Source organism: Streptomyces sp. cmx-4-9, from assembly GCF_046548835.1.
In the GTDB taxonomy this organism is placed as follows: Bacteria; Actinomycetota; Actinomycetes; order Streptomycetales; family Streptomycetaceae; genus Streptomyces.
Window position 1 is genome coordinate 984,459 of sequence record NZ_JAEBEE010000001.1, and the last position, 26,618, is coordinate 1,011,076.

The window sequence follows — 26,618 nt, forward strand, 5'->3', positions numbered from 1 at the left end:
GATGGGGGCATGCCGACACACGCCCAGCGGGTCACCGTCGCCGCCGCCCTCGCCGCTGCGCTGCTCACCACCAGCGCCTGTTCGGACGGCGGCGGCGAGAAGAGAACCAGGACCGGCGGCACCGGCGGCAGCAAGCCCCTCGCCTGGGGCGAGTGTCCGGCTCCCAGCACCGCCGAGGGCGGCGGACCCGCCCCCGGCAAGGACTGGCAGTGCGCCACCCTGCAGGTCCCCCTCGACTACGCGAAGCCCGAAGGCGACACCGTCCCGATCGCCCTGATCCGCGCCAAGGCCCGCCACAAGGACCAGCGCCTGGGCTCCCTGCTCTTCAACTTCGGCGGGCCCGGCGGCTCCGGGATCACGACCCTGCCCGGCGCCGCCAAGGAGTACGAGGCCCTCCGGGCCCGGTACGACCTGGTGGGCTTCGACCCCCGCGGAGTGGGCCGCAGCGCGCCGGTCCGCTGCGAGGACGACCGGCAGCTGGACGCGTACTACGCGCAGGACTCCTCCCCGCAGACCCCGGAGGAGGAGAAGGCCTACCTCGACGCCATCCGCCGCTACCAGCAGGCGTGCGAGAAGAACTCCGCCCGGATCCTCCCGTACGTGGGCACCGAGAACGCAGCCCGCGACATGGACCGCATCCGCCAGGCCCTCGGGGACGACAAGCTCAACTACTTCGGGATCTCCTACGGCACCGAACTCGGCGGGGTCTACGCCCACCTCTTCCCGAAGAACGTCGGCCGCGCCGTCTTCGACGCCGTCGTGGACCCCACCGCCGACTCCGAACAGGGCGCCCTCGGCCAGGCGAAGGGCTTCCAGCTGGCGCTCGGCAACTTCGCGCAGGACTGCGTGGACCGCGGCGACGCCTGCCGGCTCCAGGGCGCCACCGCCAAGGAGATCGAGGCGAACGTCATCAAGCTCCAGAAGGCGCTCGCGGCACAGCCCATCCCCGGCATCGGGGACCGGCAGCTCACCGAGAGCGCCGCCACCAACGGCATCGCCCAGGCCCTGTACTCCAAGGAGCTGTGGCCGCTGCTGGAGCAGGGGCTGGACGAGGCGGAGGGCGGGCAGGGCCAGCTGCTGATGGCCCTCTCCGACGCCCTCAACGGCCGCGACCAGCAGGGCCACTACAGCAATATCGGCGCGGCCAACACGGCCGTGAACTGCGCCGACTCCAAGGAGCGCTACACCCTGGAGCAGACCAAGGCCAAACTGCCCGAGTTCCGTGCGGCCTCGCCCGTGTTCGGGGACTTCCTGGGCTGGGCGATGATGAGCTGCACCGGCTGGCCCGTGCCGGGCGCCTGGACCACGCCCGACGTGTCCGCCCCGGGCTCGGCCCCGATCCTGGTGATCGGCAACACCGGCGACCCGGCCACCCCGTACGAGGGCGCCCGCAAGATGGTGGAGCGGCTCGGCCCGGGCGTCGGCGTGGAGCTCACGTACAAGGGCGAGGGGCACGGGGCGTACAACAGCGGTGACCCGTGCGTGCAGAAGGCCGTGAACGGCTACCTGCTGGACGGGAAGGCGCCGGCCGCGAACTCCGTCTGCACCGCCGTCCCGGACCCCACCGGGACGCCCGTCGCGCCGCAGCCGCCGCAGACCACCTGAGCCCCGGTCCGCGGAACGACCGCAGGGGCCGTACCGCGCGTGCGGTACGGCCCCTGCGGGGCGTTCGGAGAGCGCCGGCTCTAGTACACCGGCTTGCCGGGCTCGATCTGGTGGACCCAGCCGATCACGCCGCCGCCGACGTGCACGGCGTCGGCGAAGCCCGCGTTCTTCAGGACCGCGAGGACTTCCGCACTGCGGACACCCGTCTTGCAGTGCAGGACGATCCGCTTGTCCTGGGGCAGGTCCTGGAGGGCGGCGCCCATCAGGAACTCGCCCTTGGGGATCAGCTTCGCGCCGGGGATCGAGACGATCTCGTACTCGTTGACCTCGCGGACGTCGATGATCTCGATGTTCTCGCCGTCGTCGATCCACTCCTTGAGCTGCTTGGGAGTGATCGTCGAACCGGCGGCCGCTTCCTGGGCCTCCTCCGACACGACGCCGCAGAAGGCCTCGTAGTCGATGAGCTCGGTGACGGTCGCATTCGGGCCGCAGACCGCGCAGTCGGGGTCCTTGCGGACCTTCACCTGGCGGTACTGCATCTCCAGGGCGTCGTAGATCATCAGGCGGCCGACCAGCGGCTCGCCGACGCCCGTGAGCACCTTGATGGCCTCGGTGACCTGGATGGACCCGATGGACGCGCAGAGCACGCCCAGTACGCCGCCCTCGGCGCAGCTCGGGACCATGCCCGGCGGCGGGGGCTCCGGGTACAGGCAGCGGTAGCACGGGCCGTGCTCGGACCAGAAGACCGAGGCCTGGCCGTCGAAGCGGTAGATGGAACCCCAGACGTACGGCTTGTTCAGCAGCACGCAGGCGTCGTTGACCAGGTAGCGCGTGGCGAAGTTGTCCGTGCCGTCGACGATGAGGTCGTACTGGCTGAAGATCTCCATCACGTTCTCGGCTTCGAGCCGCTCTTCGTGCAGGACCACGTTCACGTACGGGTTGATGCCCAGCACGCTGTCGCGGGCCGACGCGGCCTTGGAACGGCCGATGTCCGCCTGGCTGTGGATGATCTGGCGCTGCAGGTTCGACTCGTCGACCTCGTCGAACTCGACGATGCCCAGCGTGCCGACGCCCGCCGCGGCCAGGTACATGAGCGCGGGCGAGCCGAGGCCACCGGCACCGACGGCCAGCACCTTGGCGTTCTTCAGGCGCTTCTGTCCGTCCATCCCGACGTCCGGGATGATCAGGTGCCGCGAGTACCGGCGGACCTCGTCAACGGTGAGCTCTGCGGCTGGCTCAACCAAGGGTGGCAGCGACACGGGGACTCCAGCGGGTCATCCCCGCGGAAGCGGGGAGCATTCAAAGGGTTGTTCTGTCCCGTAACACTGCCACGGCCCACTTCATTCCAAGACACCCGTCCCGATCCGCGAGACGATTTCGTCCCAGTAGCCGGGCATCGAGGCCCACGGATCCCGGTCCCCCGCGCCCCGCCGGTCGGTGAACCAGAGGGTCCCCGCGCCCTGCCAGCGGGCGATCCGCACGGCCTCCTCCAGGTGGGTGCGCGGCACCCCGTGGACCAGGTGGCAGAAGAGCTCCGCGGGGTGGTCGGCCGTCCACTCCGCCACCTGGGACCAGCGGTAGTCGGCCCAGGCCCCGGAGAAGGTGACCAGTTGGTCGGCGGTCTCGGCGTAGCCCTCGTGGGGGTGGGTGCCGCAGCCGAGCACGATGCGCATCCCGTCGCCGAGGCTGCGCAGGGTCTCGGTGACCCGGCGCACCGCGTCGAGCTCCGCCTTCCCGGCCGGGGCGTCGGCCAGGTAGAAGCCGCCCACCCCGTACCAGTCGCGGAAGCGGTGCGCGTCGGAGACCAGCTCTCCGAAGGACCGCGTCCCGTCCCGCATGGCGAGATGGCCGAGCAGCCGGCTGTCCCCGCCGGCGGTGCGGAGCCGGGCCGCGGCCTGCGAGCAGTGCGGGTCGGGGCGCCCGCCCGGGCCCTGCGCAACGTTGAGCACGGCCCAGTGCAGCGGGGTGCCGGGGCGGGTCAGTTCGGCCCATTCGACGGGGGCCAGCAGGGGGTGCGCGTACCCGGGGACGCCCAGGCCCAGGCGGCCGGCGCCGGTGGACGCCGCCGCCGTGGCCCCCGGTGGCGTGGTCAGATGCGGCACGCCGCCTCCATCCAGATGTCCGCGAGGGATTCCTCCAGGCCGATCCGGGGCCGCCAGCCGAGCCGGTCCCGGGCGGTGCGGACGTCGGCCTGCTGCCAGGCCCCGCAGCCGTCGGGGTAGGGGTAGGGCTGCGGCGCCGCGGCGGCGAGCTGCTCGGACGTCGCCTCGGACCGGGGGGAGCCGATGGCGGCGAGTCCGGCCGGGCGGCCGGGGTGCGGCTGCGGGACGCCGCCGTGCGGCAGGTCCAGCTCGTGCAGCGCGCCCCCGTACCCGGCGACGCGGGCGAGGACAGCGGCGGCGTCGCGCAGCCGCACCGCCCGGCCGGTGCCGATGTTGACGACGCCCTGGGCCGCGGAGAGCGAGGCGGCGTGCACGGCGCGGGCCACGTCCCGTACGTCCACGAAGTCGCGCTGCACCCCCAGTCCGCTGAGCTTGAGCTCCCCGTCGCCGGACTGCATGGCGCGGCGCATCGCCTCGGCGAGGCGGCCGAGCGGGGATCCGGCGGGGGTGCCGGGGCCGACGGGTGAGAAGATCCGCAGCACCACGGCGTCGAGCCCGGAGCCCAGTACCAGCTCGGTGGCGGCGAGCTTGCTGACGCCGTACGGTCCGCCGGGTCTCGGCACGGCGTCCTCGGCCGTCGACGAGCCGGGCTGGCTGGGGCCGTACTCGGCGGCGCAGCCGAGCTGGACCAGGCGGGCCCCGCAGCCGCTGCGGCGCAGCGATTCGCAGATGGTGGCCACGGCGACGGTGTTGTGCCGGGTGAGTTCCCGGGCGCCGCCGCGGGTGGCCCCGGCGCAGTTGACGACGACGCCCGGGTGCACGGCGTCGAGGAACCGGGTGAGCGCGCCGGGGCTGCCGGTGGCGAGGTCGAAGCGGACGTCGGCGTCGTCGCCGCGGCCGAGCGCGGTGAGCTGGACGGCGGGGTCGGCGAGCAGCCGGTCCGCGACGTAGCGGCCGAGGTATCCGTTGGCTCCGATCAGCAGCACCCTCATCGCGTGACCCCTTGTTCGGTTGGCTGGCCGGTCATGTTCCTGGTTCTCCTTGCGGGTGGGTGGACGGTGCGGGGTGGCGGTACGGCGCTCCGGCGTCGGCTCCGAAGGCGTGCGGTGGTCGTGGGGGTGTGGGGGTCTCAGGGGCGGGCGTGCGCGGAGGCGCGGGACAGTGCGAGCACCGTCTGTACGAGCAGTCCCGCCGCGGCGGCGAGCGCCACGGCCGGGACCGGGACGAGGGCGGTCAGCAGGGCTGCGGCGACGGGCCCGCGGTGGGCGCCGTGCCGCAGCAGCAGCCGGGTGAGGAAGAGCAGCAGGGCGAGCGGCAGGGCCGCCCGCAGGGGGGCTCCGGCGAGGGCGGCCGCTCCCGCGGCGGCGGCGGTGAACACCAGGACGGCTGCGGCCAGCAGCGGCCGGGCCCCGTCCGCGAAGTCCTCCAGGGCCCGGCTCACGGCGAGCCGCCGGCGGGCCCGGGCGGCGAAGGCGGCGGCGACCAGGTGCCCGGGGGCGGCGGCCAGCGCGAGGGAGACGGCGAGGGCGGCGCCGTGGCGGTGTGCGGCCCCGCCGACGGCGGCTGCGGCGAGCAGGTGCACAAGCCAGGGGAACCGTCCCCCGGCGGCCCGCCCGGGCCACACCAGGGCGGCGACGGCGGCGAGCGCGGCGAGGACGCCCGCGGCCGGCGTCCCGGCGGCTGCCGCGCCCAGCGCGAGGGCGCCGGGCAGCAGCGCGTAGCCGAAGCCCCGCAGCGCGCCCGGTCCCCGGGACGGTGGGGGGAGCGGGCCCGCGGGGCCGGCCGGGGGCTCGGTGTGCGCGGTGCGGGCGTAGAGCTCTTCGGCAAGTGAGAAGACGTCGCGGTGGCGGAAGCGCGCGGCGGTGCGGTCGGTGATGCCGTGGGCCTCCAGTCCGGCGGCGATCTCCAGCGGGTCCACGGCCCGTTCGCACAGGTCGCGGTGGCGGTGGAGCAGGGCCTTGACCGGGTCCCCGGCGCTGCGCCGGCGGACGGGAGCGGCGGCCGGGGCGAGGGCGGCGGGGACGGCGGCGACGGCGCCGACGGTCGGGACGGCAGTGGCGCCGACGGTCGGGACGGCGGTGGGGACGGCTTCTTCGACGGTCATGCCGATGCCTCCGAGGTGGGGACCGGGGCCCAGGTGGGGGTGGTCCAGTGGCCCGGGACCCGGGCCTCGGGCGGCCGGGCGAAGGGGACCTCCCCGTCGGGCCGGGCGGATCCGGTGGCGAGCAGGCGCAGGTAGATGTCCTGGAAGGCGGCCACGTTCTGCTCGACGGTGAACAGTTCCAGGGCCCGCGCCCGGGCCGCCGCACCGAGCCGCCGGGCCCGCTGCGGGTCCTGTAGCAGCGAGAGGCAGGCCTCGGCGAGGGCCCGCGGATTGCGCGGGGGCACGACCAGGCCGGTGCCGCCGATGACCTCGCGTACGGCTCCGGCATCGGTGGAGGCGGTGGCGCGGCCGCAGAGCATGGCCTCGACCAGGCTGAGCGGGAAGCCCTCGATCACCGAGGACAGCACGACCACCCGTCCGGCCGCGTGGGCCTCGGCGGGGGTGGGGGCCTCGGGGCCGCCGATCCCCTCGAAGGTGACGGGGTTCTCCCCGGCGCTGACGGCGTCGGCGGCCTCGTCCGGGAAGAGCTGCGCGGCGAGCGACCGGCAGTCCGCGAGGTAGCCCGGCTCGGCGGACCGGGCGAAGATCCGCAGCCGGGTGGCCGGTGCGGCCCGGCGGACCTCGGCGAAGGCGTGCAGCAGGCCGATCAGGTCCTTGGCGGGCTCCACCCGGCCGACCCAGACGAGGGTGTCGGGGTCCCCGGCGTCCTCGGCCTCCCCGACGGCGGCGAACCGGTCCGCCTCGATGCCCGGGTGGACCGTCCGCACCCGCTCCCGCGGGGCCCCGCACCGCTCCTGCCAGCGCCGGGCGTGCGCGTTGCCGGGGGTCAGCAGGTCGGCCTGGGCGTAGATCTCCCCGGCGAGCCGGCCGTGGAAGGCGGCCAGCAGGGCCCGCAGTGCGGGGCGGGCGTCCGGTCCGTGCTCCTCGTCGGGCCGCCCGAGGTAGTGCGCCCGCAGCTGGACCCCGTACTCGGTGACCAGGAGGGGCACCCCGAAGAAGCGTTTGGCCAGCAGGCCGGGGAGCGCGGCCACCCCGCCGGCGGCCGCGTGGCAGATGTCGACCTCGCCGAGTTCCTCGTACCAGTCGAGGGACAGCGGCCGCAGCATGCGCTCCAGTTCGTCGACGAACTCCAGCAGGTCGGGCACCCGTACACCCTGCACGGTGCGGCTCGCACCCGGCGCCCGGCAGGCGGACTCCACCGCCCGCACCGCGGACTCGGAGCGCAGCGCCGCGTACAGCCCGCCCTGCTCCCAAGCGAGGGCGGCGAGGCCGTACAGGCCGGCGGCGAAGGGCTCGGCCTCGCCGGCGCAGACACCGCGGACCAGTTCCTTGAAGCAGCCGGCGAAGCGGCGCCGTTCGCGCCGGGAGTACGTGCGGCCGTCGTCGGCCGGCGCCCACAGGGGGGCCGTGCGGACCCGGGTGACGTGCTCGGGCAGCGGGACCCGGGTGCGTTCCTGCTCGGCGCTGCGGCTCAGCGCGTACAGCTCGAACTCGTGCTGCGGGAGCCCGCGCACGAGCCGGTCGCACCACAGCCTGGCCTCGCCCGAGGCATACGGATAACCACCTTCCGTGAGCAGTCCGATCCGCACGAGTGCACCCCCGATCTCCCGTCCAGGCGGCCTCCGTCGGTCCGGTGGCCCGCCGCGGAAGAACTCAAGCGGATGTGCCGGTGACGCGGCGGACGGTTGTCCGTCGCGCCACCGGAAGGGGTGAAGAGTCGTAACTTTCCCCTACGGTTCGCGTTCGAGCACGCTAGTAACGGGGAAAGGGGCGGCCGTCGCCGCCGGAGCCCCACGCGGCGCGGACTTCCCGCCCGGGCGCCGGACCGCCGGTCAACTGCCCGGGAAGACCCACGGGTTGGGCTTGCACGCGACGCCGTCGATGTTCAGGGACTTCGTCTGCTGCTGCATGATCGGCGCGAGCGCGCCCGGGGTGCGGCAGTTCACGTGCCCGTGCCCGAGCCGGTGCCCGGTCTCGTGGTTGATGAGCATCTGCCGGTAGGCGAACATCTGCTCCGGGCCGTACGTCGGCGAGCCCTGCCCCCAGCGGTAGGCGTTGATCATGACGCGGTCGGTGGAGGCGGAGTCGCAGGAGACGTTGTCCACGGTGGTGTCCAGACCGGACTTGGCGCACCACACGCCGGTGGTCCCGGGGCTGGCGAGGGTGATGACGAAGTCGGCCTCGCCGCCGGGCACCCGCTCGAAGGTCCGGGTGCCGCCGCGGCCCCAGCTGCGCGGGTCGTTGAGGGTGCGGTGGACGGCCTCGGCGAACAGCTGCGGGTCCAGCCCCAGGCCCTGCTCTACGTCGACCCGGTAGCGGACGACCTTGCCCTTGCCGGGCGCCTGGGCCACGCCGGGCACCGTGTCGAAGGTGCCGGGTCCGGTGAGCCGGGCGTCGACGGGCAGCAGCTGGGCCATCTTCTGCTCGTACGTCAGCTCCGGTGCGGGCGGGGCGGCGGAGGCCCCGGCGGGCGTGTGGGGGGTCGGGCGGCCGTCGGAGCGGGAGGCCGCGTCGGCGGCGGCGCGGCTCGGGCCGTCGTCGGGGGCGGCGACCGCGCCGGACCTGCCGACGTCGTTCTCGGCGGCGACCTGAACGGCCACGACCACCGCGAGCAGCGTGGCCACGGCCGCGGCCGCCACCCCGCCGTACGTGCGGACCCGGCTGCGGCCCGAGCCGGGGCGCTCCCGGCCGCAGGCGTCGGCCTCGCCGTCGGGCGCCTCGGGGGCGGGCGCGGCCGGCGCGGCGGGTCCGGGTCCGGGTCCGACGGGCCCCCGCGGTCCCGGGATCCGGCGGTGCGAGCCGGTGGAGGTGAGGGCGGAGGCCGCCGCGGCGGGGGCGGCCCGGACCGCGGGGGCCGGGGCCGTGGCGGCCGCGGTCCGCGGCGCGCCCTGCCGGTCGCCGTGGACCGTGTCGGGCCCCGCGCCCCAGGCGCCGCCGGGCTCCCGCTGCTCGGGGTGCCCGCCGGGCCGCTCCCCGGGCCACTCGGGCCAGGGGCCTCCCGTGGGCGCGTAGCCCCGGTGGCGCACGGTGGGTTCGGCGTACGGGCGTCCGTACGGGTCCCCGTGCGGGGCGGCCGGCTCGAACAGGCTGCGCGGCTCCCCGTACGGGTCGGGCGGCTCCCCGTACGGGTCGGGCAGGGCGGCGGGAGGCTCCGCGGGGGAAGCGGAGGGCGCCCTGCGGCTGTGTCGTCCCACGGTCCTCAGCCTCTGCCGTCTCGGGTGTCCCGCAGCAGGTCCCGGACGGCGGCCGCGACCACCTCGGGGTACTCCATCATCGCCACGTGCCCGGCCTCGGGCAGGCACAGCAGGCGCGAACCCCGGTAGGCCGCGGCGGCCTTGTGGGCCATGCGGTACGAGACCAGTTGGTCCCTCCCACCGTAGACCAGCAGGGCGGGTGCCAGGACCCGCTGGGCCTGGCGCCACAGTCCGTGCTGGCCGCCGAGGGTGTAGGCGTCGACGATGCCGCGGGAGGTGCGGGTCATCGCCTCCCAGAAGTACGGCAGGGCCATCCGCCGCTCCATCTCCTCCACGGCGTGCGCGAAGCCCTCCTGAGGCACCCGGGAGGGGTCGCCGTAGCAGAGCCCCATCACCCCGCGGGTGCGCTGCTCGGCCGTCAGGTCGCGGGTGAGGCGGCTGAAGAGCGCCGCCACGCCGGGCACGGCGAGCAGGGCGGTGGGCACGGCCGACCGCTGGACGCGCAGCTCGGGCAGGGCCGGGGAGACGAGGGTCAGGGTGCGCACCAGGTCGGGCCGGACGGCGGCGACCCGGGTGGAGACGGCGCCGCCGAGGGAGTTGCCGATCAGGTGGACCGGCCCGCGGCCGGCGGCGTCGAGGTGGCGGATGACCGCGCGGGCGAGCCCGGTGACGGAGTAGTCCCGGTCGGCGGGCGGCGGTGACCAGCCGAAGCCGGGCAGGTCGACCGCCTCGCCGTCGACGGTGTCCTCCAGTTCGGCCATGAGCGCCGACCAGTTCTGCGAGGATCCGCCCAGGCCGTGCACGAACAGGGCGGGCGGGAGACCGGCGCGCACCGGGGGCCGCTGCCGGACGGCCAGTTCCAGCCCGGGCAGTACGAGGGTGCGCAGCCGCTCCCCTTCGGCCACCCGGACGGCGCCCGCCGGGGGCGAGGGCTCGGCGGTGGACCGTACACCCGGCAGCTCGGTCGAAGACATGGGGGCAATGTTACGAGAGGATCACGCTCCACTTCCTGTGTTCGCGGTCACAGGCGCATGCCGATCCGCCTCGCGGGGTACAGGCGGGGCTCCTAGGCTCGTAGTGAGCGACCAGAGAAAGCGAGGGGATACGCCATGACAGTCGACCCTGCGGAGCCGGACACCTTCCGGGACGGACTCCCCGAGGCCCTCGACCCCGAGGCGCCCGAGGCCGACGTGGCGGAGCAGCTCATCGGACTGCAGCCGGACGAGGACGAGCCGGTCACCGGCCCCGACCGGGGCGAGGCCGCCGACGGGGACGCCGCCGAGCAGGCCCGGGTCGTCCCGCTGGACGAGGACGACTACCGCTGACCAGCGCCTGCGATGGTCCGTACCGCGAGAAAACTCGGCTTGAACCCACCAGATTCGGTTACCGAAAAGTACGATGGCGGCGCGGCGCAGAGCGCACTGCGTTCTAGGAGAAAGTGGGAGGCGGCGTGACAGCCATCGAGCAGACCGAAGCAGCGCGTCCGCGGGGCACGCGACTGCCGCGCCGAGCCCGACGGAACCAGCTGCTGGGCGCGGCCCAGGAGGTCTTTGTCGCGCAGGGCTACCACGCGGCCGCGATGGACGACATCGCCGAGCGGGCCGGGGTCAGCAAGCCGGTCCTCTACCAGCACTTCCCGGGGAAGCTCGACCTGTACCTGGCACTGCTGGACCAGCACTGCGAGGCGCTGCTGCTGGCCGTGCGTACCGCCCTGGCGTCGACGACCGACAACAAGCTGCGCGTGGCGGCCACCATGGACGCCTACTTCGCCTATGTGGAGGACGAGGGCGGCGCCTTCCGCCTGGTCTTCGAGTCGGACCTGACGAACGAGCCGGCGGTGCGCGAGCGCGTGGACCGGGTCTCGCTCCAGTGCGCCGAGGCCATCTCCGACGTCATCGCCGAGGACACCGGCCTGTCCAAGGACGAGTCGATGCTGCTGGCCGTGGGCCTGGGCGGGGTCTCGCAGGTCGTGGCCCGGTACTGGCTCTCCAGCGAGAGCCCGGTCGCCCGGGACACCGCCGTGGGCCTGCTGACCTCGCTCGCCTGGCGCGGCATCGCCGGGTTCCCCCTGCACGGCACCGAGGTCTGAGCGGCCGGTCCGGTCCGGGCCGGTGTTCGCTGCCAGCGTGTCCGCCGCGCGCGTTCCGCGTCCCCTCACCGGGCTAATGTGGTCCGGGTACGGCGCGACTGATCGCGCGAACCGGATCGTCGGAGGGACATAGCCGTGGAGGTCAAGATCGGCGTGCAGCACGCACCCCGGGAGATCGTGCTGGAGAGCGACCTGAGCGCCGAGGAGCTGGAGGGCATCGTCGCCGCCGCGCTGTCCGGCACGGCGCCGCTGCTCAGCCTCACCGACGTCAAGGGCCGCAAGGTCCTGGTGCCGTCCGACCGCCTGTCGTACGTCGACCTGGGCGAGCCGAGCGCGCGCAAGGTCGGGTTCGGCGCGCTCTGACGCAACGGCACCTGACGTGCCGAGAACTCTCCGAAACGGTCCGGCGGTTGATTCCGCCGGGCCGTTTCCCGTTCTTCCGCTTCGGGTAGTAGCGCAGTGACCTGATGTGACCGGACGTGTGGGAGGGACCTCATGCTCCTGTGGGAAGCGCTCGGCTCTGCTCTGCTGGGCCTCGCCCTGTCCGCGACGGCTGCGCGGGTGCTCGCGCGCCGGCTGCCCTCCGTGCGGGTGGTGCTGGTCAGCGGGGTGCTCGGGGCCATGTTCGGGGCGTATCTGACGCACTTCGCGCTGGGCCCCGGCCACAACACCCTGACGGCGACGTTCCTCGGCGGCCTGCTGGTGTCGGCCGTGGTGCTGTCGCTGCTGCTGCGCACCGGCAGCGGGCCCCGCCGGCCCTCGCGCAGGCCTCCGTTTTCGCTCCCGTCGCGGGGCTGACCCCTGACACAGGACGGCCCCGGAGCGCCTGGTGCGCTCCGGGGCCGCTGCGCGTCCGCCGGGTGGGCGGCGGCGGGTCAGGCCGCGAGGCCGAGGGCCGCCATCCGCCGGGTGTGCGCCTTGGTGATGCGGGTGAACATCTCGCCGACGGCTGCCAGGTCGAAGCCGGCCGCCATACCGTCGACTCCGCCGACCAGCATGGTGGAGAGCGCGTCGCGCTCGGCGACGACCCGCTGGGCCTGCGACAGTGCCTCGCCCATCAGGCGGCGGGCCCACAGCGCGAGCCGGCCGCCGCAGCGCGGGTCGGCCTCGATGGCGGCGCGCACCTTCTCGACGGCGAAGCCTCCGTGGCCGGTGTCGTCGAGTACGCCGACGACCAGGGCGCGGGTGTCGGTGTCCAGGTGGGTGGCGACCTCGCGGTAGAAGTCGCTGGCGATCGAATCGCCGACGTACGCCTTGACCAGGCCCTCCAGCCAGTCCGACGGTGCGGTCTGGCGGTGGAAGTCGTCGACGCCCTTGGCGAAGGGCTCCATGGCCGAGGTGGGCTCCACGTCGATGGCGGCGAGCCGGTTGCGCAGCCGCTCGAAGTGGTGGAACTCGGCCGACGCCATGGCGGCCAGTTCCGCCTTGTCGTCGAGGGTGGGCGCGAGCTTCGCGTCCTCGGCGAGGCGCTCGAAGGCCGCGAGTTCCCCGTAGGCGAGCGCGCCGAGCAGGTCCACGACGGCGGCCCGGTACTGGGGCGAGGCGGAGGCGGTCGCCCAGTCCTGGGCGGCGATGCCCGCGGATTCCCCGGAGGCGCTGTCGTCGGCGGGCGAGGCGTTTTCAACGGTCGACATGCTCCGCACAATAGCCCGCCGCATGAGGGGCCAAGGCATCACACCTGGACACCGTCAGCCAGCGTAAACACGCCTGCCCGGTGAATTCGCCCGACACGGCTGCGCGATTCCGGGGTACAGTGGTAATGCGCCTGCCGGAAACTCGGCGGGCCATCCGAATGAGGATGCCCGGTCGGTGGCCCGATCGGCTCCAACCGACCCGCCCTCGGCGTGGTGCGTGCGCTCGTGTGCACCGCCGCCCATGAGGGGCCCCCTCAGCGGCACAAGCGCTTGAGCGAAGGCTTAGTGGTCCCGCGCAGCTTCGTACGTACGTAGCAGTACTGCAAGCCCGGCACGGTACGACCCCCCTCGCCGCCTCGCGCCGCGTCTCACAGAAGAGGCAGCACCCTGACTACGTTCCGAGACCTCGGGATCCTCCCCGAGACCGCCGAAGCCCTTGAAGCCGTCGGCATCGTGTCCCCCTTCCCCATCCAGGAGATGACCCTCCCCGTCGCCCTCTCCGGCACGGACGTCATCGGCCAGGCCAAGACCGGCACCGGCAAGACGCTCGGTTTCGGCCTGCCCCTGCTGGAGCGGGTCACCGTCCCCGCCGACGTCGAGGCCGGCCGCGCCCGCCCCGACCAGCTCACCGACGCCCCGCAGGCGCTCGTCGTGGTCCCGACCCGCGAGCTGTGCACGCAGGTGACCAACGACCTGCTGACCGCGGGCAAGGTGCGCAACGTGCGCGTCCTCGCCATATACGGCGGCCGCGCGTACGAGCCCCAGGTCGAGGCGCTCAAGAAGGGCGTCGACATCATCGTCGGCACCCCGGGCCGCCTGCTCGACCTGGCCGGCCAGAAGAAGCTCGACCTCTCGCACATCCGGGCCCTGGTCCTGGACGAGGCCGACGAGATGCTCGACCTGGGCTTCCTGCCCGACGTCGAGAAGATCATCAACTACCTGCCGCCGAAGCGCCAGACCATGCTGTTCTCGGCGACCATGCCGGGCGCGGTCATCGGACTGGCCCGCCGGTACATGACGCAGCCGACGCACATCCGCGCCACGTCCCCCGAGGGCGAGGGCGTGACCGTCGCCAACATCAAGCAGCACGTCTTCCGCGCGCACAACATGGACAAGCCGGAGCTGGTCTCCCGCATCCTGCAGGCCGAGGGCCGCGGACTGGCCATGATCTTCTGCCGCACCAAGCGCACGGCTGCCGACATCGCCGAGCAGCTGGAGAAGCGCGGCTTCGCCTCCGGCGCCGTCCACGGCGACCTGGGGCAGGGCGCCCGCGAGCAGGCGCTGCGCGCGTTCCGCAACGGCAAGGTCGACGTGCTGGTGTGCACCGACGTCGCCGCGCGCGGTATCGACGTCGAGGGTGTGACCCACGTCATCAACTACCAGACGCCGGAAGACGAGAAGACCTTCCTGCACCGCGTGGGCCGGACCGGCCGTGCGGGCAACAAGGGCATCGCCGTCACCCTGGTGGACTGGGACGACATCCCGCGCTGGCAGCTGATCAACAAGGCGCTGGAGCTGGACTTCCACGACCCGGTCGAGACGTATTCCACGTCGGCGCACCTGTTCGAGGAGATGAACATCCCGGCGGGCACCAAGGGCGTCCTGCCGCGTGCCGAGCGCACCCGGGCCGGCCTGAAGGCCGAGGACCTCGAGGACCTGGGCGAGACCGGCGGCCGTGGTGGCCGCGGCGGGCGCGGTCCGGCCGCTGCCGCCGCCGTCGTGACGGAGGAGCGCCCCGCGCGCACCCGTACGCCGCGCCAGCGCCGCCGCACCCGCGGCGGTTCGGACCTGGGCGCCGAGACGGCCGAGGCCGTGGCGGCGCCGGAGGACCGGTCCCCGCAGGCTCCGGCAGCCGAGGAGTCGCGCAGGCCGCGCCGCCGCCGTACCCGTGTGGGCGCGGTTCCGGCGCAGTCCGCGGACGCCGCCCCCGTGGCGGAGGCCGCTCCGGTCGTGGCGGCCGAGCCGGCCGCGGTGGCCGAGGCACCCGCCCCGGTGACCCCGGTCGCCGAGGAGGCCCCGGCCAAGCCGAAGCGCACCCGGACCCGCAAGGCGGTCGCCGCGGTCGCCGAGTCCGCCGTGGTCGAGGCCCCCGCGGCCGAGGCCCCGGTCGCCGAGGAGGCTCCGGTCCAGCCGAAGCGGACGCGGACCCGCAAGGCCGTGCAGGCCGCCCCGGCCGTCGCCGAGGCGCCCGCCGAGGCCGCGGCCGAGGAGGCCCCGCCGGCCCCGCGCCGCACCCGGACCCGCAAGGTCGTCGGCGGCGTGGTCGAGGCCCCCGAGCCGGACTTCCAGATGGCCCCGCCGGTGGAGCCCGTCAAGGCCCGCCGCACCACCCGGCCCCGCAAGGCCGCGCCGGCCGCCGCCCCGGCCCCCGCGGCCGAGGAGGCCGCGCCGAAGCGCACCCGGACCCGCAAGAAGGCGGCGCCGGAAGCCTGAGCCCGACCCGACGGCCCGGCCCCCTCTCCGGAGGGGGCCGGGCCGTCGGCGTATCCCCGGCCCCCGCCCCGTACGGGCCGGTAACCTCGGGCCATGAGCAAGCCGACCTTCCTCACGCTGCCGCCCGCCGCCCGCGCTCACCGGCTCGTCACCGCGCGGGGCGTCTTCGCCGTGCACGAGGCGGGGACCCCGGAGCGCGGCACCGCCCTGCTGGTGCCCGGCTTCACCGGCAGCAAGGAGGACTTCATCGCCCTCCTGGAGCCGCTGGCCGCGGCGGGCTACCGGGTGGTCGCCGTCGACGGGCGCGGGCAGTACGAGAGCCCCGGCCCGCGCGAGGAGGCCGCGTACGCCCTGGAGGAGCTGGCCCGGGACCTGCTCGCGCAGGCCGCGGCGCTGGGCGGGGGCCCGGTCCACCTGGTCGGCCACTCGCTGGGCGGACTGGTCTCGCGCGCCGCGGTGCTGCGCGATCCCGCCCCCTTCGCCTCGCTGACCCTGCTGAGCAGCGGGCCCGCCGCGATCGAGGAGGCCCAGCAGGCCCGGACGAAACTGCTCGTCGCCGCGCTGGAGGCGCTGGGCGACGACATGCCGGCGCTGTGGGCGGCGATGCGCGCGCAGGACCCGCCGGAGGCGGCCGGCGACTCCCCGGAGCTGGCGCGGTTCCTGCGCGAGCGGTGGCTGGCGACCGTTCCCGAGCAGCTGATGGCCACCAGCCGGGCCCTGATCTCGGAGCCGGACCGGGTGGACGAGCTGGCGGCGGTGGAGCTGCCGAAGCTGGTGCTGTCCGGAACGGTGGACTATGCCTGGCCGGTCCCGCTGATGGACGACATGGCCCGCCGCCTCGGTGCGCAGCGGGTCGTGGTGCCGGACGCGGAGCACTCGCCCAACGCAGAGAACCCGCAGGTCACGGCCGGTGCACTCAGCGCGTTTTGGAACTCCCTCCCCGGGCAGTAGTTAGCCAGTGAAAAAATTTCCTTAGCGTAGGGAATGTTTGCCCCTTACGCTTCGTTAACCCTGTGCAAGGAGAAATACCGACGAAGGGAGAAGCCCCGTGCGCTTCGAGATTCTGCGCCTGGACGACGTCGACGGAACCGCCGTGGACAGCACCGTCGTGGACGCGGCCTCCGTCAACCGGATCGTGCAGCAGGCCGCGTACGTCGGCCAGCGCATTCTGATCCGACCGGCCGAGACGGCGTCCTGCTGACGCCCGAGAACACCCGCACAGACGTCTGCGCCCCCGTACCGAGATGCGTTCCGGTACGGGGGCGTTCGCGCGTGCAGAGCCGGCCGGGCAGGCCGTCGGGTGCGGTCAGGCGCCGCGGACGACCTGGAGCACGCCGTTGATGATCTGCTGGACGGCGATGGCCGAGAGCATCATGCCCGCGAGGCGCGTCACCAGCACCACGCCGCCGTCCTTGATGACGCGGATGATCACGAGCGAGTAGCGCATGGTGACCCACAGCACGACGTGCATGGCGATGATCGCGGACCAGACGGACAGCTGGCCGCTGACCCCGTCGGCCTTCTGCACGGCCAGGATGACGGAGACGATGGCGCCGGGACCGGCGAGCAGCGGCATGCCGAGCGGGACCAGGGCGACGTTGACGTCCTTGGTCTGCTTCGGCTCGTCGGTCTTGCCCGTGAGCAGGTCGAGGGCGATGAGCAGGAGCAGCAGCCCGCCGGCGATCATCAGCGCCGGGACGGAGACGTGCAGGTAGTCCAGGATCTGCTGGCCGCACAGGCCGAAGACGGCGATAACCCCGAAGGCGACGCAGACGGCCTGCCAGGCCATGCGGCGCTGCACCTTGGCGGGACGGCCCGAGGTGAGGGCGAGGAAGATCGGCGTGATCCCCGGGGGGTCCATAATCACAAAAAGCGTGAGAAAAAGGGATCCGAAGACGGCGAAGTCGAACACAGTGATGCCTTGCAGGAGAGAGGGGTGGAGCGAAGGGAAGCGGGGAGGGCGGAGCGGGCCCGGCCCGGGAAGGACCGGCCTAGCGCTCGCGTCCGCCGGCGCCGGGCACGGGGAAGGCGCCGGTCGCCCGGCGGGTGATCTCGCCGTAGATCTCGGGGTCGGTGGTGTACTCGCCGAGCCGGCAGGTCTTGCGGCTGCCGTGGTAGTCGCTGGACCCGGTGGTCAGCAGCCCCAGGTCGCCCGCCAGGGCGCGCAGCCGCGCGCGTGCGGCGTCGTCGTGGTCCATGTGGTCCACCTCGACGCCGTCCAGGCCCGCCGCCGCGAGCTCCGCGATGACCGACTCGGGAACGCACTGCCCGCGCTTGACGGCCGCGGGGTGGGCGAAGACGGTGACGCCTCCGGCCGCCTTCACCAGGCGGATGGCGTCGAAGGGGTCGAGCTCGTGCTTCTCGGCGTGGGCGCGGCCGCCGTCGGCGAGCCAGTCCGGGGTGAAGGCGTCGGAGACGGTGCGGACGACACCGAGGTCGACGAGGGCGGTCGCGAGGTGCGGCCGTCCCACGGAACCCTCGCCCGCGATCCGGGCCACCTGCTCCCAGGTGATGTCAACGCCGAGGCCCCGGAGCTTGCCGACCATGGCCTGGGCGCGGGGCGTGCGGTCGTCCCGGACGAGTTCGCGCTCCCGGGCGAGCTCGGGCTCCTCCGGGTCGAAGAGGTAGGCGAGCAGGTGCATCCCGACCCCGTCGAGCCGGCAGGACAGTTCGGCTCCGGTCACCAGCGTCAGTCCGGCCGGCAGGGCCGCGACGGCCTCGGCGTACCCGCCCACCGTGTCGTGGTCGGTCAGCGCCACCACGTCGAGCCCGGCAGCGGCGGCGCCCCGGACCAGCTCTGCGGGGGTGTCCGTACCGTCGGAGGCCGTGGAGTGGGCGTGCAGGTCGATGCGCACAGCCGGGCTCCAGGGTTCGCACGTACGGGGGACGCTCCAGGATAACCGGGGCGGAGGTCTGCCCTGGTCGGCGGCTCAGCCGGGGCCGAGGACGCGCGGGCTGAGGGCGCCGCAGGGCAGCAGTTCGACCTCGGCTCCCGCATCCCGCAGGTCGGTCAGGACCAGTTCGTCGTACATCAGCAGGCCGGACTGCTCGGGCCAGACCACCGCCCACAGCCACAGGCCGCGCGCCTCGCCGGCGAAGACGGCCCGGTCGGGCGGGGCGCCCTTGACGTGCCACAGCGGGGTGGGCCGCCCGGCGGCGACGACCTTGGCGTGGGGCGGCGCCGAGACGTCCAGGTACGGGCCGGGGTCGGGGCCGTCGATGCCCGCGTACCGCGAGCCGAGGCCGACCCCCAGTTCCTCCGCGACCAGCAGCAGCTCACCGATGCCGCCCAGCGGTCCGGGTCCCGAGCAGGCCACGGCGGTCGCCCGGCCCCCGCTGCGGTCGTCGCCGGCCGAGGCGACCCCGGTGAACAGCCATCCCACCGGCAGCGGCCACGGCATCCACACGGGGACCCGGGCCCGGTTCACCACCACGCTCAGGCCCTCGACGCTGGGCGGGATCACGGGCTGCAGGGGATGGACGGCGCCGTGCATGGTGCACTGCCAGGAGTCGGAGAAGAGTCCGGGCGCCCTGACCCGTCCACCGCACTTCGGGCAACTCGGTTCGCCCCTCATGGGAAGCCACGCTCCTCCCCGCGCGGCGCCCCGTCAAGACGCGATCACCCGTCCGGGGGCGGGTCGCCCGCTCTCAGTCCAGGGCGACCGCCGTCCGCAGGGGGTCCCGCAGGTCGGTTCCGCGCGCGAGCCAGCGTTCCTGGAGCGCGGCCGCGCCGTGCACCCGCTTCCAGGCGGCCTCGTTGGCCGTCATGGGCAGCAGCGGCAGGAAGTGCACCGGGTCCATGGGCGCGTCCAGTTCCAGGTCTTCCACGAGCCCGCCCGGCTCGGCCACCAGCACCGAGCTGAAGGGGGCCCCGTCCCACAGCGGTTCGCCGGTGTCCAGTGAGGCGCCGGGGGCCACGACCAGCCCCTCGACCTGGGGGGACGCGGCCAGCACCGCGAGCGGCCGGAGCAGCTTGTCGGTGGGGGCGAGCCCCGCCCGCACGGTCAGCACCAGTTCGGCGCGCGGCCCCCGCAGGGGGTCGGCGACGACGGCGGTCGGATCGGTCATCGGGTGCGCGGACATCCCGAGGGTCGCGTACCGCACGAGGTCGCCCTCGGCGAAGCGGAGTACCTCGATGCGGTCGGTGCCCAGGAAGGTGACGGCGGCGCGGGCGTCGGGTTCTCCGAACGCGGTGCGCAGCCGGGCCTCGACGAGAGCCAGAATTTCTGCCATGGAGCGAGCATAGAACTCGTATCAGGCGGGTAAAGGGCGGGTCTTGACCATCCGTCGGCTGTTAGTGTGGACAGCTGGTCGGGGTCGCACGCACGCAGCGGCGGTCCCGCGATGGGACGTCCCCCACGGGGGACCGGCCGGAGGAGGTGGGGCTGCGGTGGATCGAAGTCGATCGTGCAGTACCAATCGCTCTTCCGCTTCTGTGACGGGCGCTTCCCCCCGCCCCCTTTGATCTTCTGATCAGTAGAAGAGCGACGGCAGAACACGTGTCCTCCCGTCCCTTTCCCTCCCCTGCCCCGGCCTGCCCGCACGGCGGCCGCGCCACGGAGGGACCTCCCACCCGTACGGTCTGCAGCCGTGCGTGCGAAGGAGCCTGCCATGTCGATGCTGCCCTACCTGCGTGCGGCCGTCCGCCCGTCGCTGCGCAAGTCCACCCCGGCCCAGCCCGGCTACGACACCACCCGAGACCCCTCGGCGAGCAGCGCGGTGGTCGACTGCGCCGTGTACCGGGGCGGCCGGCGCGACGCCGGGGACCTGGACTCGGCCCGGCTGACGCCGCGTGAGGCGATCCGCCGGGTCCGCGAGGACGGCGGTTTCGCCTGGATCGGCCTGCACGAACCGACGGAGGCCGAGTTCGCGGGGATCGCGGCCGTCTTCGGCCTGCACCCGCTGGCCGTCGAGGACGCCGTGCACGCGCACCAGCGGCCGAAGCTGGAACGCTACGACGACACCCTGTTCACCGTCTTCAAGACCATCCACTACGTGGAGCACGCCGAACTGACCGCCACGAGCGAAGTGGTGGAGACCGGCGAGGTGATGTGCTTCACGGGCCTCGACTTCGTCATCACCGTCCGGCACGGCGGCCAGGGCTCCCTCAAGGGGCTGCGCCACCGGCTCCAGGGCGATCCCGAGCTGCTGGCCAAGGGGCCGTCCTCCGTCCTGCACTCCATCGCCGACCACGTGGTCGACGGGTACATCGCGGTGGCGGCGGCCGTGCAGGACGACATCGACGAGGTGGAGAGCCAGGTCTTCACCGCCCCCGCCAAGGGCAGCACCCGCGGCGGCGAGACGGGCCGCATCTACCAGCTCAAGCGGGAGGTGCTGGAGTTCAAGCGGGCGGTCTCCCCGCTGCTGCGGCCGATGGAGCTGCTGAGCGAGCGCCCGATGCGGCTGGTGGACCCGGACATCCAGAAGTACTTCCGCGACGTGGCCGACCACCTGGCGCGGGTGCACGAGCAGGTCGTCGGCTTCGACGAGCTGCTCAACTCGATCCTCCAGGCGAACCTCGCGCAGGCGACGGTCGCCCAGAACGAGGACATGCGCAAGATCACCTCGTGGGCGGCGATCATCGCGGTGCCCACGATGATCTGCGGGGTGTACGGGATGAACTTCGCGCACATGCCCGAGCTCCAGTGGGAGTACGGCTATCCGATGGTGATGGCCACGATCGTCGGCACCTGCTTCACCATCCACCGGGCGCTGCGCCGCCACGGCTGGCTCTGAGCCGTCCGGCGCGCGGCCGGACCGCGGGGCCGGACCCGCGGGGCCATGCCGCACCGGCCTGCTCGCCGCCGGGCCTGCGCGCCGCCGGGCCGTCCGGGGCACCCCCTACTCTGTCCGCATGACTCTCAGCACGCTCGACCTGGCCCTCGTCGAGGAGGCCACCAAGAAGTCCGGCCTGATCTGGGTCCGCGGCGACGGGGCGGACCGGGCCCTGTGGCACGCCTGGGTGGACGGAGCGGCGCACGTACTGGGCGACGGGCCCGGCGAGCAGCCGTTCCCGGGGCTGTCCGACGGCGCGGCCGCCGAGGTGACCGTGCGCAGCAAGGACAAGGGCGGCCGGCTGGTGGCCTGGACGGCGACGGTGCAGGAGCTCGCACCCGGCAGCGCACCGTGGGAGGCCGCGGTCGCCGAGCTGAAGGGCAAGCGGCTGAACGCGCCCGACTCGGAGCGGATGACCGAGCGGTGGGCGCGGGAGTGCCGGCTGCTGCGGCTGGAGCCGCAGGCGCTCCGCCCGGAACTGCCCGCCGGTTCGCTGGCCGCCGTACCCCTGCCGTCCCCGGCGACGACCCGCGAGCCCGTCCCGGCGGGGCTGCCGAAGCTGCTGCTGAAGCGGAAGGCCGCCGGCCGGCGGCCGCGGCCGTCCTGACCGGCGCGAGGGGTCAGGGGCTGGTGGGGTTCGAGCCCTGGCCCGAACCCTGGCCCGAGCCCTGGCCCGAGCCTTTGGACGGGGACGCGGACGCGGAGCCGCCGGTCCCCTGGTCCTTCTGGCCCTTGGTCGTCGGCAGCTGGGAGCCGTAGTCCACCGTCTGGTCCTGCGCGGGCGGCGCCAGCGGGAAGGCCTGTCCCCACTCCGCGAGCTCCACCCGCCCGGCGCCGCCGGCCCGCTCCATCAGCAGCGGGTACGGGGTCCCCTCCAGCGACACCGAGAGCTGGCCGCCCTTGCCCGCGTCCGCCGTGACCTGGACCGCGCGCGTGTGCCCGACCTGGGTGTAGGCGCCCTTGGCGAGCTTTCCGTCGAGGCCGAGCAGCCCGTCCAGCAGGACGTCCATGTCGGTGAAGCCGCGGAACTGCTTGTACGAGGGGTCGGCCTCGGGGACCTTGACGTACTTGTCGCCGAGCTTCCCGGCCGAGTCGGACTGCCCCCAGAAGGCGGCGCTCGCCTTCAGGTACAGCTGCTCCCCCACCCGCAGCAGCTGGAAGGTGTCGTCCTGGGACTTCACCTCGCCGGAGCCGCCGTCGGACTTCAGGCGCATGTCCAGGGTGAAGGTCTTGCCGCCGCTGACGAGCGTGCCGGAGAGGTGGACCGAGTCGGCTTCGGTGGCGGCCGTCCTCGCCTTCTCCTCGATCTTTTCGGCGGACAGCTTGCCGATCCCGTTCGTGCCCGCGTCGGGGTCCTTCCCGCCCCCGCAGGCGGTACCGGTGACGGCCAGGCCCGCGCACAACGCGCCGATGAAGGCGGCCCGGCGCATCCGCAGGGCGGGGAAGATGGCGGTCACGTGCGAGTGCCTCTCGTCGTCGGGCTGCGGCAGCAGGCAGCGTACCCGCCCGTAGCCCGCCGTCCGCGACCGCTCCCCGGCGGCCCCTCCTGCCCCGGGCGGACCGCCCCACCAGGACGCCTTCACGGGGCACGGGCTAGCCTGAGGGCTGGCAGGACTGTCGAATGACGCTCTAGGAGGCGCTCGGATGGCTGCAGGCGCCCCGCGGATCTTCGTCTCGCATCTGTCGGGTGTGCCCGTCTTCGATCCCAACGGCGACCAGGTCGGCCGGGTCCGCGACCTCGTGGCCATGCTGCGCGTGGGCGGGCGCCCGCCGCGGCTGCTGGGCCTGGTGGTCGAGGTGGTCAGCCGGCGACGGATCTTCCTGCCGATGACCCGGGTCACCGGTGTGGAGTCCGGGCAGGTGATCACGACCGGCGTCGTGAACATGCGCCGCTTCGAACAGCGCCCCACCGAACGGCTGGTCCTCGGCGAACTGCTGGACCGGCGGGTCAAGCTGGTGGCGGACGGCGAGGTCGTCACCGTCCTGGACGTCGCCATCCAGCAGCTCCCGGCCCGCCGGGACTGGGAGATCGACCGGATCTTCGTACGGAAGGGCAAGGCGGGCGCGCTGCGCCGGCGCGGCGAGACGCTGACCGTCGAGTGGTCGGCGGTGACCGGCTTCTCGCTGGAGGAGCACGGCCAGGGCGCCGAGAACCTGGTGGCCACCTTCGAGCAGATGCGCCCGGCCGACGTGGCGAACGTCCTGCACCACCTGACGCCCAAGCGGCGCGCCGAGGTGGCCAGCGCCCTCGACGACGACCGGCTCGCGGACGTCATGGAGGAGCTGCCGGAGGACGAGCAGGTGGAGATCCTCGGCAAGCTGAAGGAGGAACGCGCCGCCGACGTCCTGGAGGCGATGGACCCTGACGACGCGGCCGACCTGCTCTCGGAGCTGCCGGAGGACGACCAGGAGCGGCTGCTCACGCTGATGCAGCCGGACGACGCGGCCGACGTGCGGCGCCTGCTGTCGTACGAGGAGAACACCGCGGGCGGCCTGATGACCACCGAGCCGATCGTGCTGCGGCCCGACGCGACCGTCGCGGACGCGCTGGCGCGCGTACGGCAGGCGGACCTGTCGCCCGCACTGGCCGCGCAGGTGTACGTGTGCCGGCCGCCGGACGAGACGCCGACGGGCAAGTACCTGGGCACGGTGCACTTCCAGCGGCTGCTGCGGGACCCGCCGTTCACGCTGGTCAGCTCGATCGTGGACACCGACCTGCCGCCGCTGCGGCCGGACGCCTCGCTGCCCGCGGTGACCACGCACCTGGCCGCCTACAACATGGTTGCGGTGCCGGTGGTCGACGAGAGCGGCTCGCTGCTGGGGGCGGTCACGGTCGACGACGTGCTGGACCACCTGCTGCCGGACGACTGGCGGGAGACGGAATTCCATTCCGAGGAGGCCGTACGTGGGCACTGATCGAGGGCGCTTCGACCGGGGGCGCGGCGAGCAGGCACGCGAGCGGCGCCGGGAGCAGATCCGGGAGCGGCGCGAGCAGGCACGGCTCCAGGCGCGTGAGCAGGGGCTGGCGACCGATGCGGCGGACCGGGCCGGCGAGCGCTCCGGGAAGTCCGGGCAGGGCGCCGGGGCGAGTGCGCTGACGCGTTCGCGGGTCCGCCTGGACCTGCCGCGCGCGCCGCGCCGCTCACTGCTGCCGGAGTACGACCCGGAGGCCTTCGGGCGCCTCTCGGAGCGGGTGGCGCGGTTCCTCGGCACGGGCCGGTTCATCGTCTGGATGACCCTGGTCATCATCGTCTGGGTGCTGTGGAACATCTTCGCGCCGGACGATCTGCGGTTCGACCAGTACCCGTTCATCTTCCTGACGCTGATGCTGTCGCTGCAGGCCTCGTACGCCGCTCCGCTGATCCTGCTCGCGCAGAACCGGCAGGACGACCGGGACCGGGTCAACCTGGAGCAGGACCGCAAGCAGAACGAGCGGTCCATCGCGGACACCGAGTACCTGACGCGGGAGATCGCGGCGCTGCGGATGGGCCTGGGCGAGGTCGCCACCCGCGACTGGATCAGGTCCGAGTTCCAGGATCTGATCAAGGAGATGGACGAGCGTCGTCTATTCCCGCTCGAGAGTGACGAAGGCGACCGCTAGCGGGCTGTCCCGCGGCCTGCCACCGAGCCGTACCATCGGGTCATGGCTACCGACACATCCTCCGCCGACGCCGCCGTGCCCGAGCAGGACGCGATCCTCGACGCGCTGGCGACGGTGAACGACCCCGAGATCCACCGGCCCATCACCGAGCTCGGCATGGTCAAATCGGTGGAGATCGCCGACGGCGGCGCGGTCGCCGTCACGGTCTACCTCACCGTGTCGGGCTGTCCCATGCGCGAGACGATCACCAAGAACGTCACCGAGGCCGTGGAGCGGGTCCCGGGCGTCACCTCGGTCGCCGTCTCCCTGGACGTGATGAGCGACGAGCAGCGCAAGGACCTGGCTGCCACGCTGCGCGGCGGCACCGCCGAGCGCGAGGTCCCCTTCGCCCAGCCGGGCTCGCTGACCCGTGTGTACGCGGTGGCCTCCGGCAAGGGCGGCGTCGGCAAGTCCTCCGTCACGGTCAACCTGGCCGCGGCCATGGCGGCGGACGGTCTGAAGGTCGGTGTGGTCGACGCCGACATCTACGGGCACAGCGTGCCGCGCATGCTGGGCGTCGAGGGCCGCCCCACCCAGGTCGAGAACATGATCATGCCGCCGTCCTCGCACGGCGTGAAGGTCATCTCGATCGGCATGTTCACCCCGGGCAACGCGCCGGTGGTGTGGCGCGGCCCGATGCTGCACCGCGCGCTGCAGCAGTTCCTGGCCGACGTGTACTGGGGCGACCTGGACGTGCTGCTGCTGGACCTGCCGCCGGGCACCGGCGACATCGCGATCTCGGTGGCCCAGCTGGTGCCGAACGCGGAGATCCTGGTCGTGACCACTCCGCAGCAGGCCGCGGCCGAGGTCGCGGAGCGGGCCGGCTCGATCGCCGTGCAGACCCACCAGAAGATCGTCGGCGTCGTCGAGAACATGTCCGGGCTGCCGTGCCCGCACTGCGACGAGATGGTGGACGTCTTCGGCTCGGGCGGCGGCCAGAAGGTCGCCGACGGGCTGACCAAGACGGTCGGCGCGAGCGTGCCGGTCCTGGGTTCGATCCCGATCGACGTCCGGCTGCGCGAGGGCGGTGACGACGGCAAGCCCGTCGTCCTGTCCGACCCGGACTCCCCCGCGGGCGCGGCCCTGCGGGCCATCGCGGGCAAGCTGGGCGGCCGCGCGCGCGGCCTGTCGGGCATGTCCCTGGGCATCACCCCGCGCAACAAGTTCTGACCTGCTGGCCCCCCGGTGCGGTGGGGGCACGCGGAGGGCGCCGCTCGTGGAGCGGCGCCCTCCGCGTGTTCCGGCGGCCGCGGTGGCGGCCCTGCGCGGCCTACTCGTAGGCGGCCAGGTCCCCGATGACGGAGAAGCCGAGGCCGTAGGCGCTCATGCCGCGCCCGTACGCCCCCAGGTGGACCCCGGTACCGGTGGAGCCGGCGAGCACCCAGCCGAACTCCGACTCGCGGTAGTGGAAGGTCGTCGGCTCCCCGTCGACCGGCAGCGACAGCGTGGACCAGTCCTCGCCGTCGAGGTCGTCGGCGAGTTCCCAGGCGGCCTCGGTCTGCTGGTCCAGCCAGTCGCTGCGCAGGGAGTGGTCCATCTGGGCGGGCCAGCTGTAGGCCAGCAGCCCGGAGCCGGCCAGCCAGGCCGCCGAGGAGACCGAGGTGGCCTCCAGGACGCCGGTGCCGTCCCCGCTGCGCCGCAGCGCCTTGCTCGCCACCGTCACGACGACGGCGAAGCGCTCCTTCTCGCCGGTGGCGATCTCACCGCGGGCGGAGGGCTCGTCGCCGTGCCCGGTGGAGCCGTGCTCCACGGTGCCGTCGGCGGCGACGCCGACCTGCATGAGCCAGCGGGGGCCGGTGAAGGCGCCGTCCAGCCCGTACCAGGGGAAATCGGCCCTCAGGTACCCCTCGGCCGTCCGGCGGGCCGCCGGGACGGGGGCGGTGGCCTCCTGGGGTCGCGCGTCGCCCTGCGGGTCCTGTGCGGGGGCGGGTGCGGATGCTTCGGCGGGCTGCGTCGCCACGCGGCTGCTGCTCGTCGTCTCCATCTGGGCGGCCTCTCGTTCCGTGGGGTCCGAAGCGGCCTCCCCCGTACTGCGCCGGGGG

27 protein-coding genes are annotated in these 26,618 nt (G+C 73.8%); 13 read left to right on the top strand and 14 right to left on the bottom strand.

Going from position 1 to position 26,618, the window contains the following annotated elements; genetic code table 11:
• The first annotated feature begins 9 nt into the window (after window positions 1-9).
• Complete coding sequence (locus tag ACLJTM_RS04575; protein WP_411102010.1) at window positions 10-1,605, top strand: alpha/beta hydrolase; 1,596 nt, start codon at window positions 10-12, stop codon at window positions 1,603-1,605.
• Between the two features lie 80 nt (window positions 1,606-1,685).
• Here ACLJTM_RS04575 and moeZ read toward each other — a convergent pair whose 3' ends face one another.
• From moeZ to ACLJTM_RS04610, 7 genes are all read right to left on the bottom strand, one after another.
• Window positions 1,686-2,864, bottom strand: coding sequence for an adenylyltransferase/sulfurtransferase MoeZ (moeZ, locus tag ACLJTM_RS04580; protein ID WP_411102011.1), 1,179 nt, complete (start codon window positions 2,862-2,864; stop codon window positions 1,686-1,688).
• 81 nt (window positions 2,865-2,945) lie between these two features.
• On the bottom strand, window positions 2,946-3,707 hold the full coding sequence (locus tag ACLJTM_RS04585; protein ID WP_411102012.1) for a spherulation-specific family 4 protein: 762 nt from the start codon (window positions 3,705-3,707) through the stop codon (window positions 2,946-2,948).
• Window positions 3,695-4,699, bottom strand: coding sequence for an NAD-dependent epimerase/dehydratase (locus ACLJTM_RS04590; RefSeq protein ID WP_411102013.1), 1,005 nt, complete (start codon window positions 4,697-4,699; stop codon window positions 3,695-3,697). The genes ACLJTM_RS04585 and ACLJTM_RS04590 overlap by 13 nt, the downstream gene beginning before the upstream one ends.
• A gap of 137 nt (window positions 4,700-4,836) precedes the next feature.
• A complete protein-coding gene (locus tag ACLJTM_RS04595) occupies window positions 4,837-5,811 on the bottom strand; it encodes a hypothetical protein (RefSeq protein WP_411102014.1) in 975 nt (324 codons plus the stop codon).
• The gene (gene pelF / locus ACLJTM_RS04600) at window positions 5,808-7,400 is read right to left on the bottom strand and encodes a GT4 family glycosyltransferase PelF (protein ID WP_411102015.1); all 1,593 of its coding nucleotides are present in this window, start codon (window positions 7,398-7,400) and stop codon (window positions 5,808-5,810) included. The genes ACLJTM_RS04595 and pelF overlap by 4 nt, the downstream gene beginning before the upstream one ends.
• A 243-nt stretch (window positions 7,401-7,643) precedes the next feature.
• On the bottom strand, window positions 7,644-9,005 hold the full coding sequence (locus tag ACLJTM_RS04605) for a DUF3152 domain-containing protein (RefSeq protein ID WP_411102016.1): 1,362 nt from the start codon (window positions 9,003-9,005) through the stop codon (window positions 7,644-7,646).
• Window positions 9,006-9,010: 5 nt separating this feature from the next.
• Window positions 9,011-9,979 (bottom strand): alpha/beta fold hydrolase, encoded by a 969-nt coding sequence (locus tag ACLJTM_RS04610; protein ID WP_411102017.1) that lies wholly within the window; start codon window positions 9,977-9,979, stop codon window positions 9,011-9,013.
• A 135-nt stretch (window positions 9,980-10,114) separates the two neighbouring features.
• Here ACLJTM_RS04610 and ACLJTM_RS04615 point away from each other — a divergent pair, with 135 nt between their 5' ends.
• The 4 genes from ACLJTM_RS04615 to ACLJTM_RS04630 all read left to right on the top strand — a co-directional run bounded on the left by ACLJTM_RS04615 (window position 10,115) and on the right by ACLJTM_RS04630 (window position 11,892).
• The gene (locus ACLJTM_RS04615) at window positions 10,115-10,330 is read left to right on the top strand and encodes a hypothetical protein (protein WP_411102018.1); all 216 of its coding nucleotides are present in this window, start codon (window positions 10,115-10,117) and stop codon (window positions 10,328-10,330) included.
• A gap of 125 nt (window positions 10,331-10,455) precedes the next feature.
• Window positions 10,456-11,094: a TetR/AcrR family transcriptional regulator gene (locus ACLJTM_RS04620; protein ID WP_411102019.1), complete on the top strand. Its 639-nt coding sequence runs from the start codon at window positions 10,456-10,458 to the stop codon at window positions 11,092-11,094.
• A gap of 135 nt (window positions 11,095-11,229) precedes the next feature.
• A complete protein-coding gene (locus tag ACLJTM_RS04625) occupies window positions 11,230-11,457 on the top strand; it encodes a DUF3107 domain-containing protein (RefSeq protein ID WP_411102020.1) in 228 nt (75 codons plus the stop codon).
• 132 nt (window positions 11,458-11,589) lie between these two features.
• Window positions 11,590-11,892 carry a hypothetical protein gene (locus ACLJTM_RS04630; protein WP_411102021.1) on the top strand — a complete coding sequence of 101 codons (303 nt, stop codon included), beginning with the start codon at window positions 11,590-11,592 and terminating at the stop codon, window positions 11,890-11,892.
• 77 nt (window positions 11,893-11,969) lie between these two features.
• Here ACLJTM_RS04630 and ACLJTM_RS04635 read toward each other — a convergent pair whose 3' ends face one another.
• Window positions 11,970-12,728: a ferritin-like fold-containing protein gene (locus tag ACLJTM_RS04635; RefSeq protein WP_411102022.1), complete on the bottom strand. Its 759-nt coding sequence runs from the start codon at window positions 12,726-12,728 to the stop codon at window positions 11,970-11,972.
• A gap of 453 nt (window positions 12,729-13,181) precedes the next feature.
• Here ACLJTM_RS04635 and ACLJTM_RS04640 point away from each other — a divergent pair, with 453 nt between their 5' ends.
• The 3 genes from ACLJTM_RS04640 (at window position 13,182) to ACLJTM_RS04650 (ending at window position 16,362) form a co-directional block, all read left to right on the top strand.
• Entirely contained in the window at window positions 13,182-15,161 is a 1,980-nt protein-coding gene (locus ACLJTM_RS04640) for a DEAD/DEAH box helicase (RefSeq protein ID WP_411102023.1), read from the top strand.
• Window positions 15,162-15,254: 93 nt separating this feature from the next.
• Entirely contained in the window at window positions 15,255-16,112 is an 858-nt protein-coding gene (locus ACLJTM_RS04645; RefSeq protein ID WP_411102024.1) for an alpha/beta fold hydrolase, read from the top strand.
• A 97-nt stretch (window positions 16,113-16,209) separates the two neighbouring features.
• Window positions 16,210-16,362, top strand: a complete 153-nt coding sequence (locus tag ACLJTM_RS04650; RefSeq protein WP_167347281.1) for a hypothetical protein — start codon at window positions 16,210-16,212, stop codon at window positions 16,360-16,362.
• A gap of 105 nt (window positions 16,363-16,467) precedes the next feature.
• Here the strand turns inward: ACLJTM_RS04650 and ACLJTM_RS04655 are convergent, their stop codons facing one another.
• The 4 genes from ACLJTM_RS04655 to ACLJTM_RS04670 form a co-directional block, all read right to left on the bottom strand.
• Complete coding sequence (locus ACLJTM_RS04655; protein ID WP_411102025.1) at window positions 16,468-17,073, bottom strand: MarC family protein; 606 nt, start codon at window positions 17,071-17,073, stop codon at window positions 16,468-16,470.
• Between the two features lie 79 nt (window positions 17,074-17,152).
• A complete protein-coding gene (locus tag ACLJTM_RS04660; protein WP_411102026.1) occupies window positions 17,153-18,016 on the bottom strand; it encodes a PHP domain-containing protein in 864 nt (287 codons plus the stop codon).
• Between the two features lie 75 nt (window positions 18,017-18,091).
• The gene (locus ACLJTM_RS04665) at window positions 18,092-18,736 is read right to left on the bottom strand and encodes a DUF6758 family protein (protein WP_411102027.1); all 645 of its coding nucleotides are present in this window, start codon (window positions 18,734-18,736) and stop codon (window positions 18,092-18,094) included.
• Window positions 18,737-18,809: 73 nt separating this feature from the next.
• A complete protein-coding gene (locus ACLJTM_RS04670) occupies window positions 18,810-19,394 on the bottom strand; it encodes a suppressor of fused domain protein (RefSeq protein ID WP_411102028.1) in 585 nt (194 codons plus the stop codon).
• A 378-nt stretch (window positions 19,395-19,772) separates the two neighbouring features.
• Here ACLJTM_RS04670 and ACLJTM_RS04675 point away from each other — a divergent pair, with 378 nt between their 5' ends.
• Together ACLJTM_RS04675 and ACLJTM_RS04680 are read left to right on the top strand one after the other, a co-directional pair.
• Entirely contained in the window at window positions 19,773-20,897 is a 1,125-nt protein-coding gene (locus ACLJTM_RS04675) for a magnesium and cobalt transport protein CorA (RefSeq protein WP_411102029.1), read from the top strand.
• A 118-nt stretch (window positions 20,898-21,015) separates the two neighbouring features.
• Window positions 21,016-21,543, top strand: coding sequence for a hypothetical protein (locus ACLJTM_RS04680; RefSeq protein WP_411102030.1), 528 nt, complete (start codon window positions 21,016-21,018; stop codon window positions 21,541-21,543).
• 13 nt (window positions 21,544-21,556) lie between these two features.
• Here the strand turns inward: ACLJTM_RS04680 and ACLJTM_RS04685 are convergent, their stop codons facing one another.
• Window positions 21,557-22,366: a hypothetical protein gene (locus ACLJTM_RS04685; protein WP_411102281.1), complete on the bottom strand. Its 810-nt coding sequence runs from the start codon at window positions 22,364-22,366 to the stop codon at window positions 21,557-21,559.
• 214 nt (window positions 22,367-22,580) lie between these two features.
• Here ACLJTM_RS04685 and ACLJTM_RS04690 point away from each other — a divergent pair, with 214 nt between their 5' ends.
• The 3 genes from ACLJTM_RS04690 to ACLJTM_RS04700 all read left to right on the top strand — a co-directional run bounded on the left by ACLJTM_RS04690 (window position 22,581) and on the right by ACLJTM_RS04700 (window position 25,746).
• Window positions 22,581-23,852, top strand: a complete 1,272-nt coding sequence (locus tag ACLJTM_RS04690; protein WP_411102031.1) for a magnesium transporter MgtE N-terminal domain-containing protein — start codon at window positions 22,581-22,583, stop codon at window positions 23,850-23,852.
• Between the two features lie 178 nt (window positions 23,853-24,030).
• Entirely contained in the window at window positions 24,031-24,537 is a 507-nt protein-coding gene (locus ACLJTM_RS04695; RefSeq protein ID WP_411102282.1) for a DUF1003 domain-containing protein, read from the top strand.
• 93 nt (window positions 24,538-24,630) lie between these two features.
• Window positions 24,631-25,746, top strand: coding sequence for an Mrp/NBP35 family ATP-binding protein (locus ACLJTM_RS04700; protein WP_411102283.1), 1,116 nt, complete (start codon window positions 24,631-24,633; stop codon window positions 25,744-25,746).
• Window positions 25,747-25,846: 100 nt separating this feature from the next.
• On the opposite strand, the gene ACLJTM_RS04705 is transcribed toward ACLJTM_RS04700, so the two are convergent.
• A complete protein-coding gene (locus ACLJTM_RS04705; RefSeq protein WP_411102032.1) occupies window positions 25,847-26,560 on the bottom strand; it encodes a hypothetical protein in 714 nt (237 codons plus the stop codon).
• Between the last annotated feature and the right edge of the window lie 58 nt (window positions 26,561-26,618).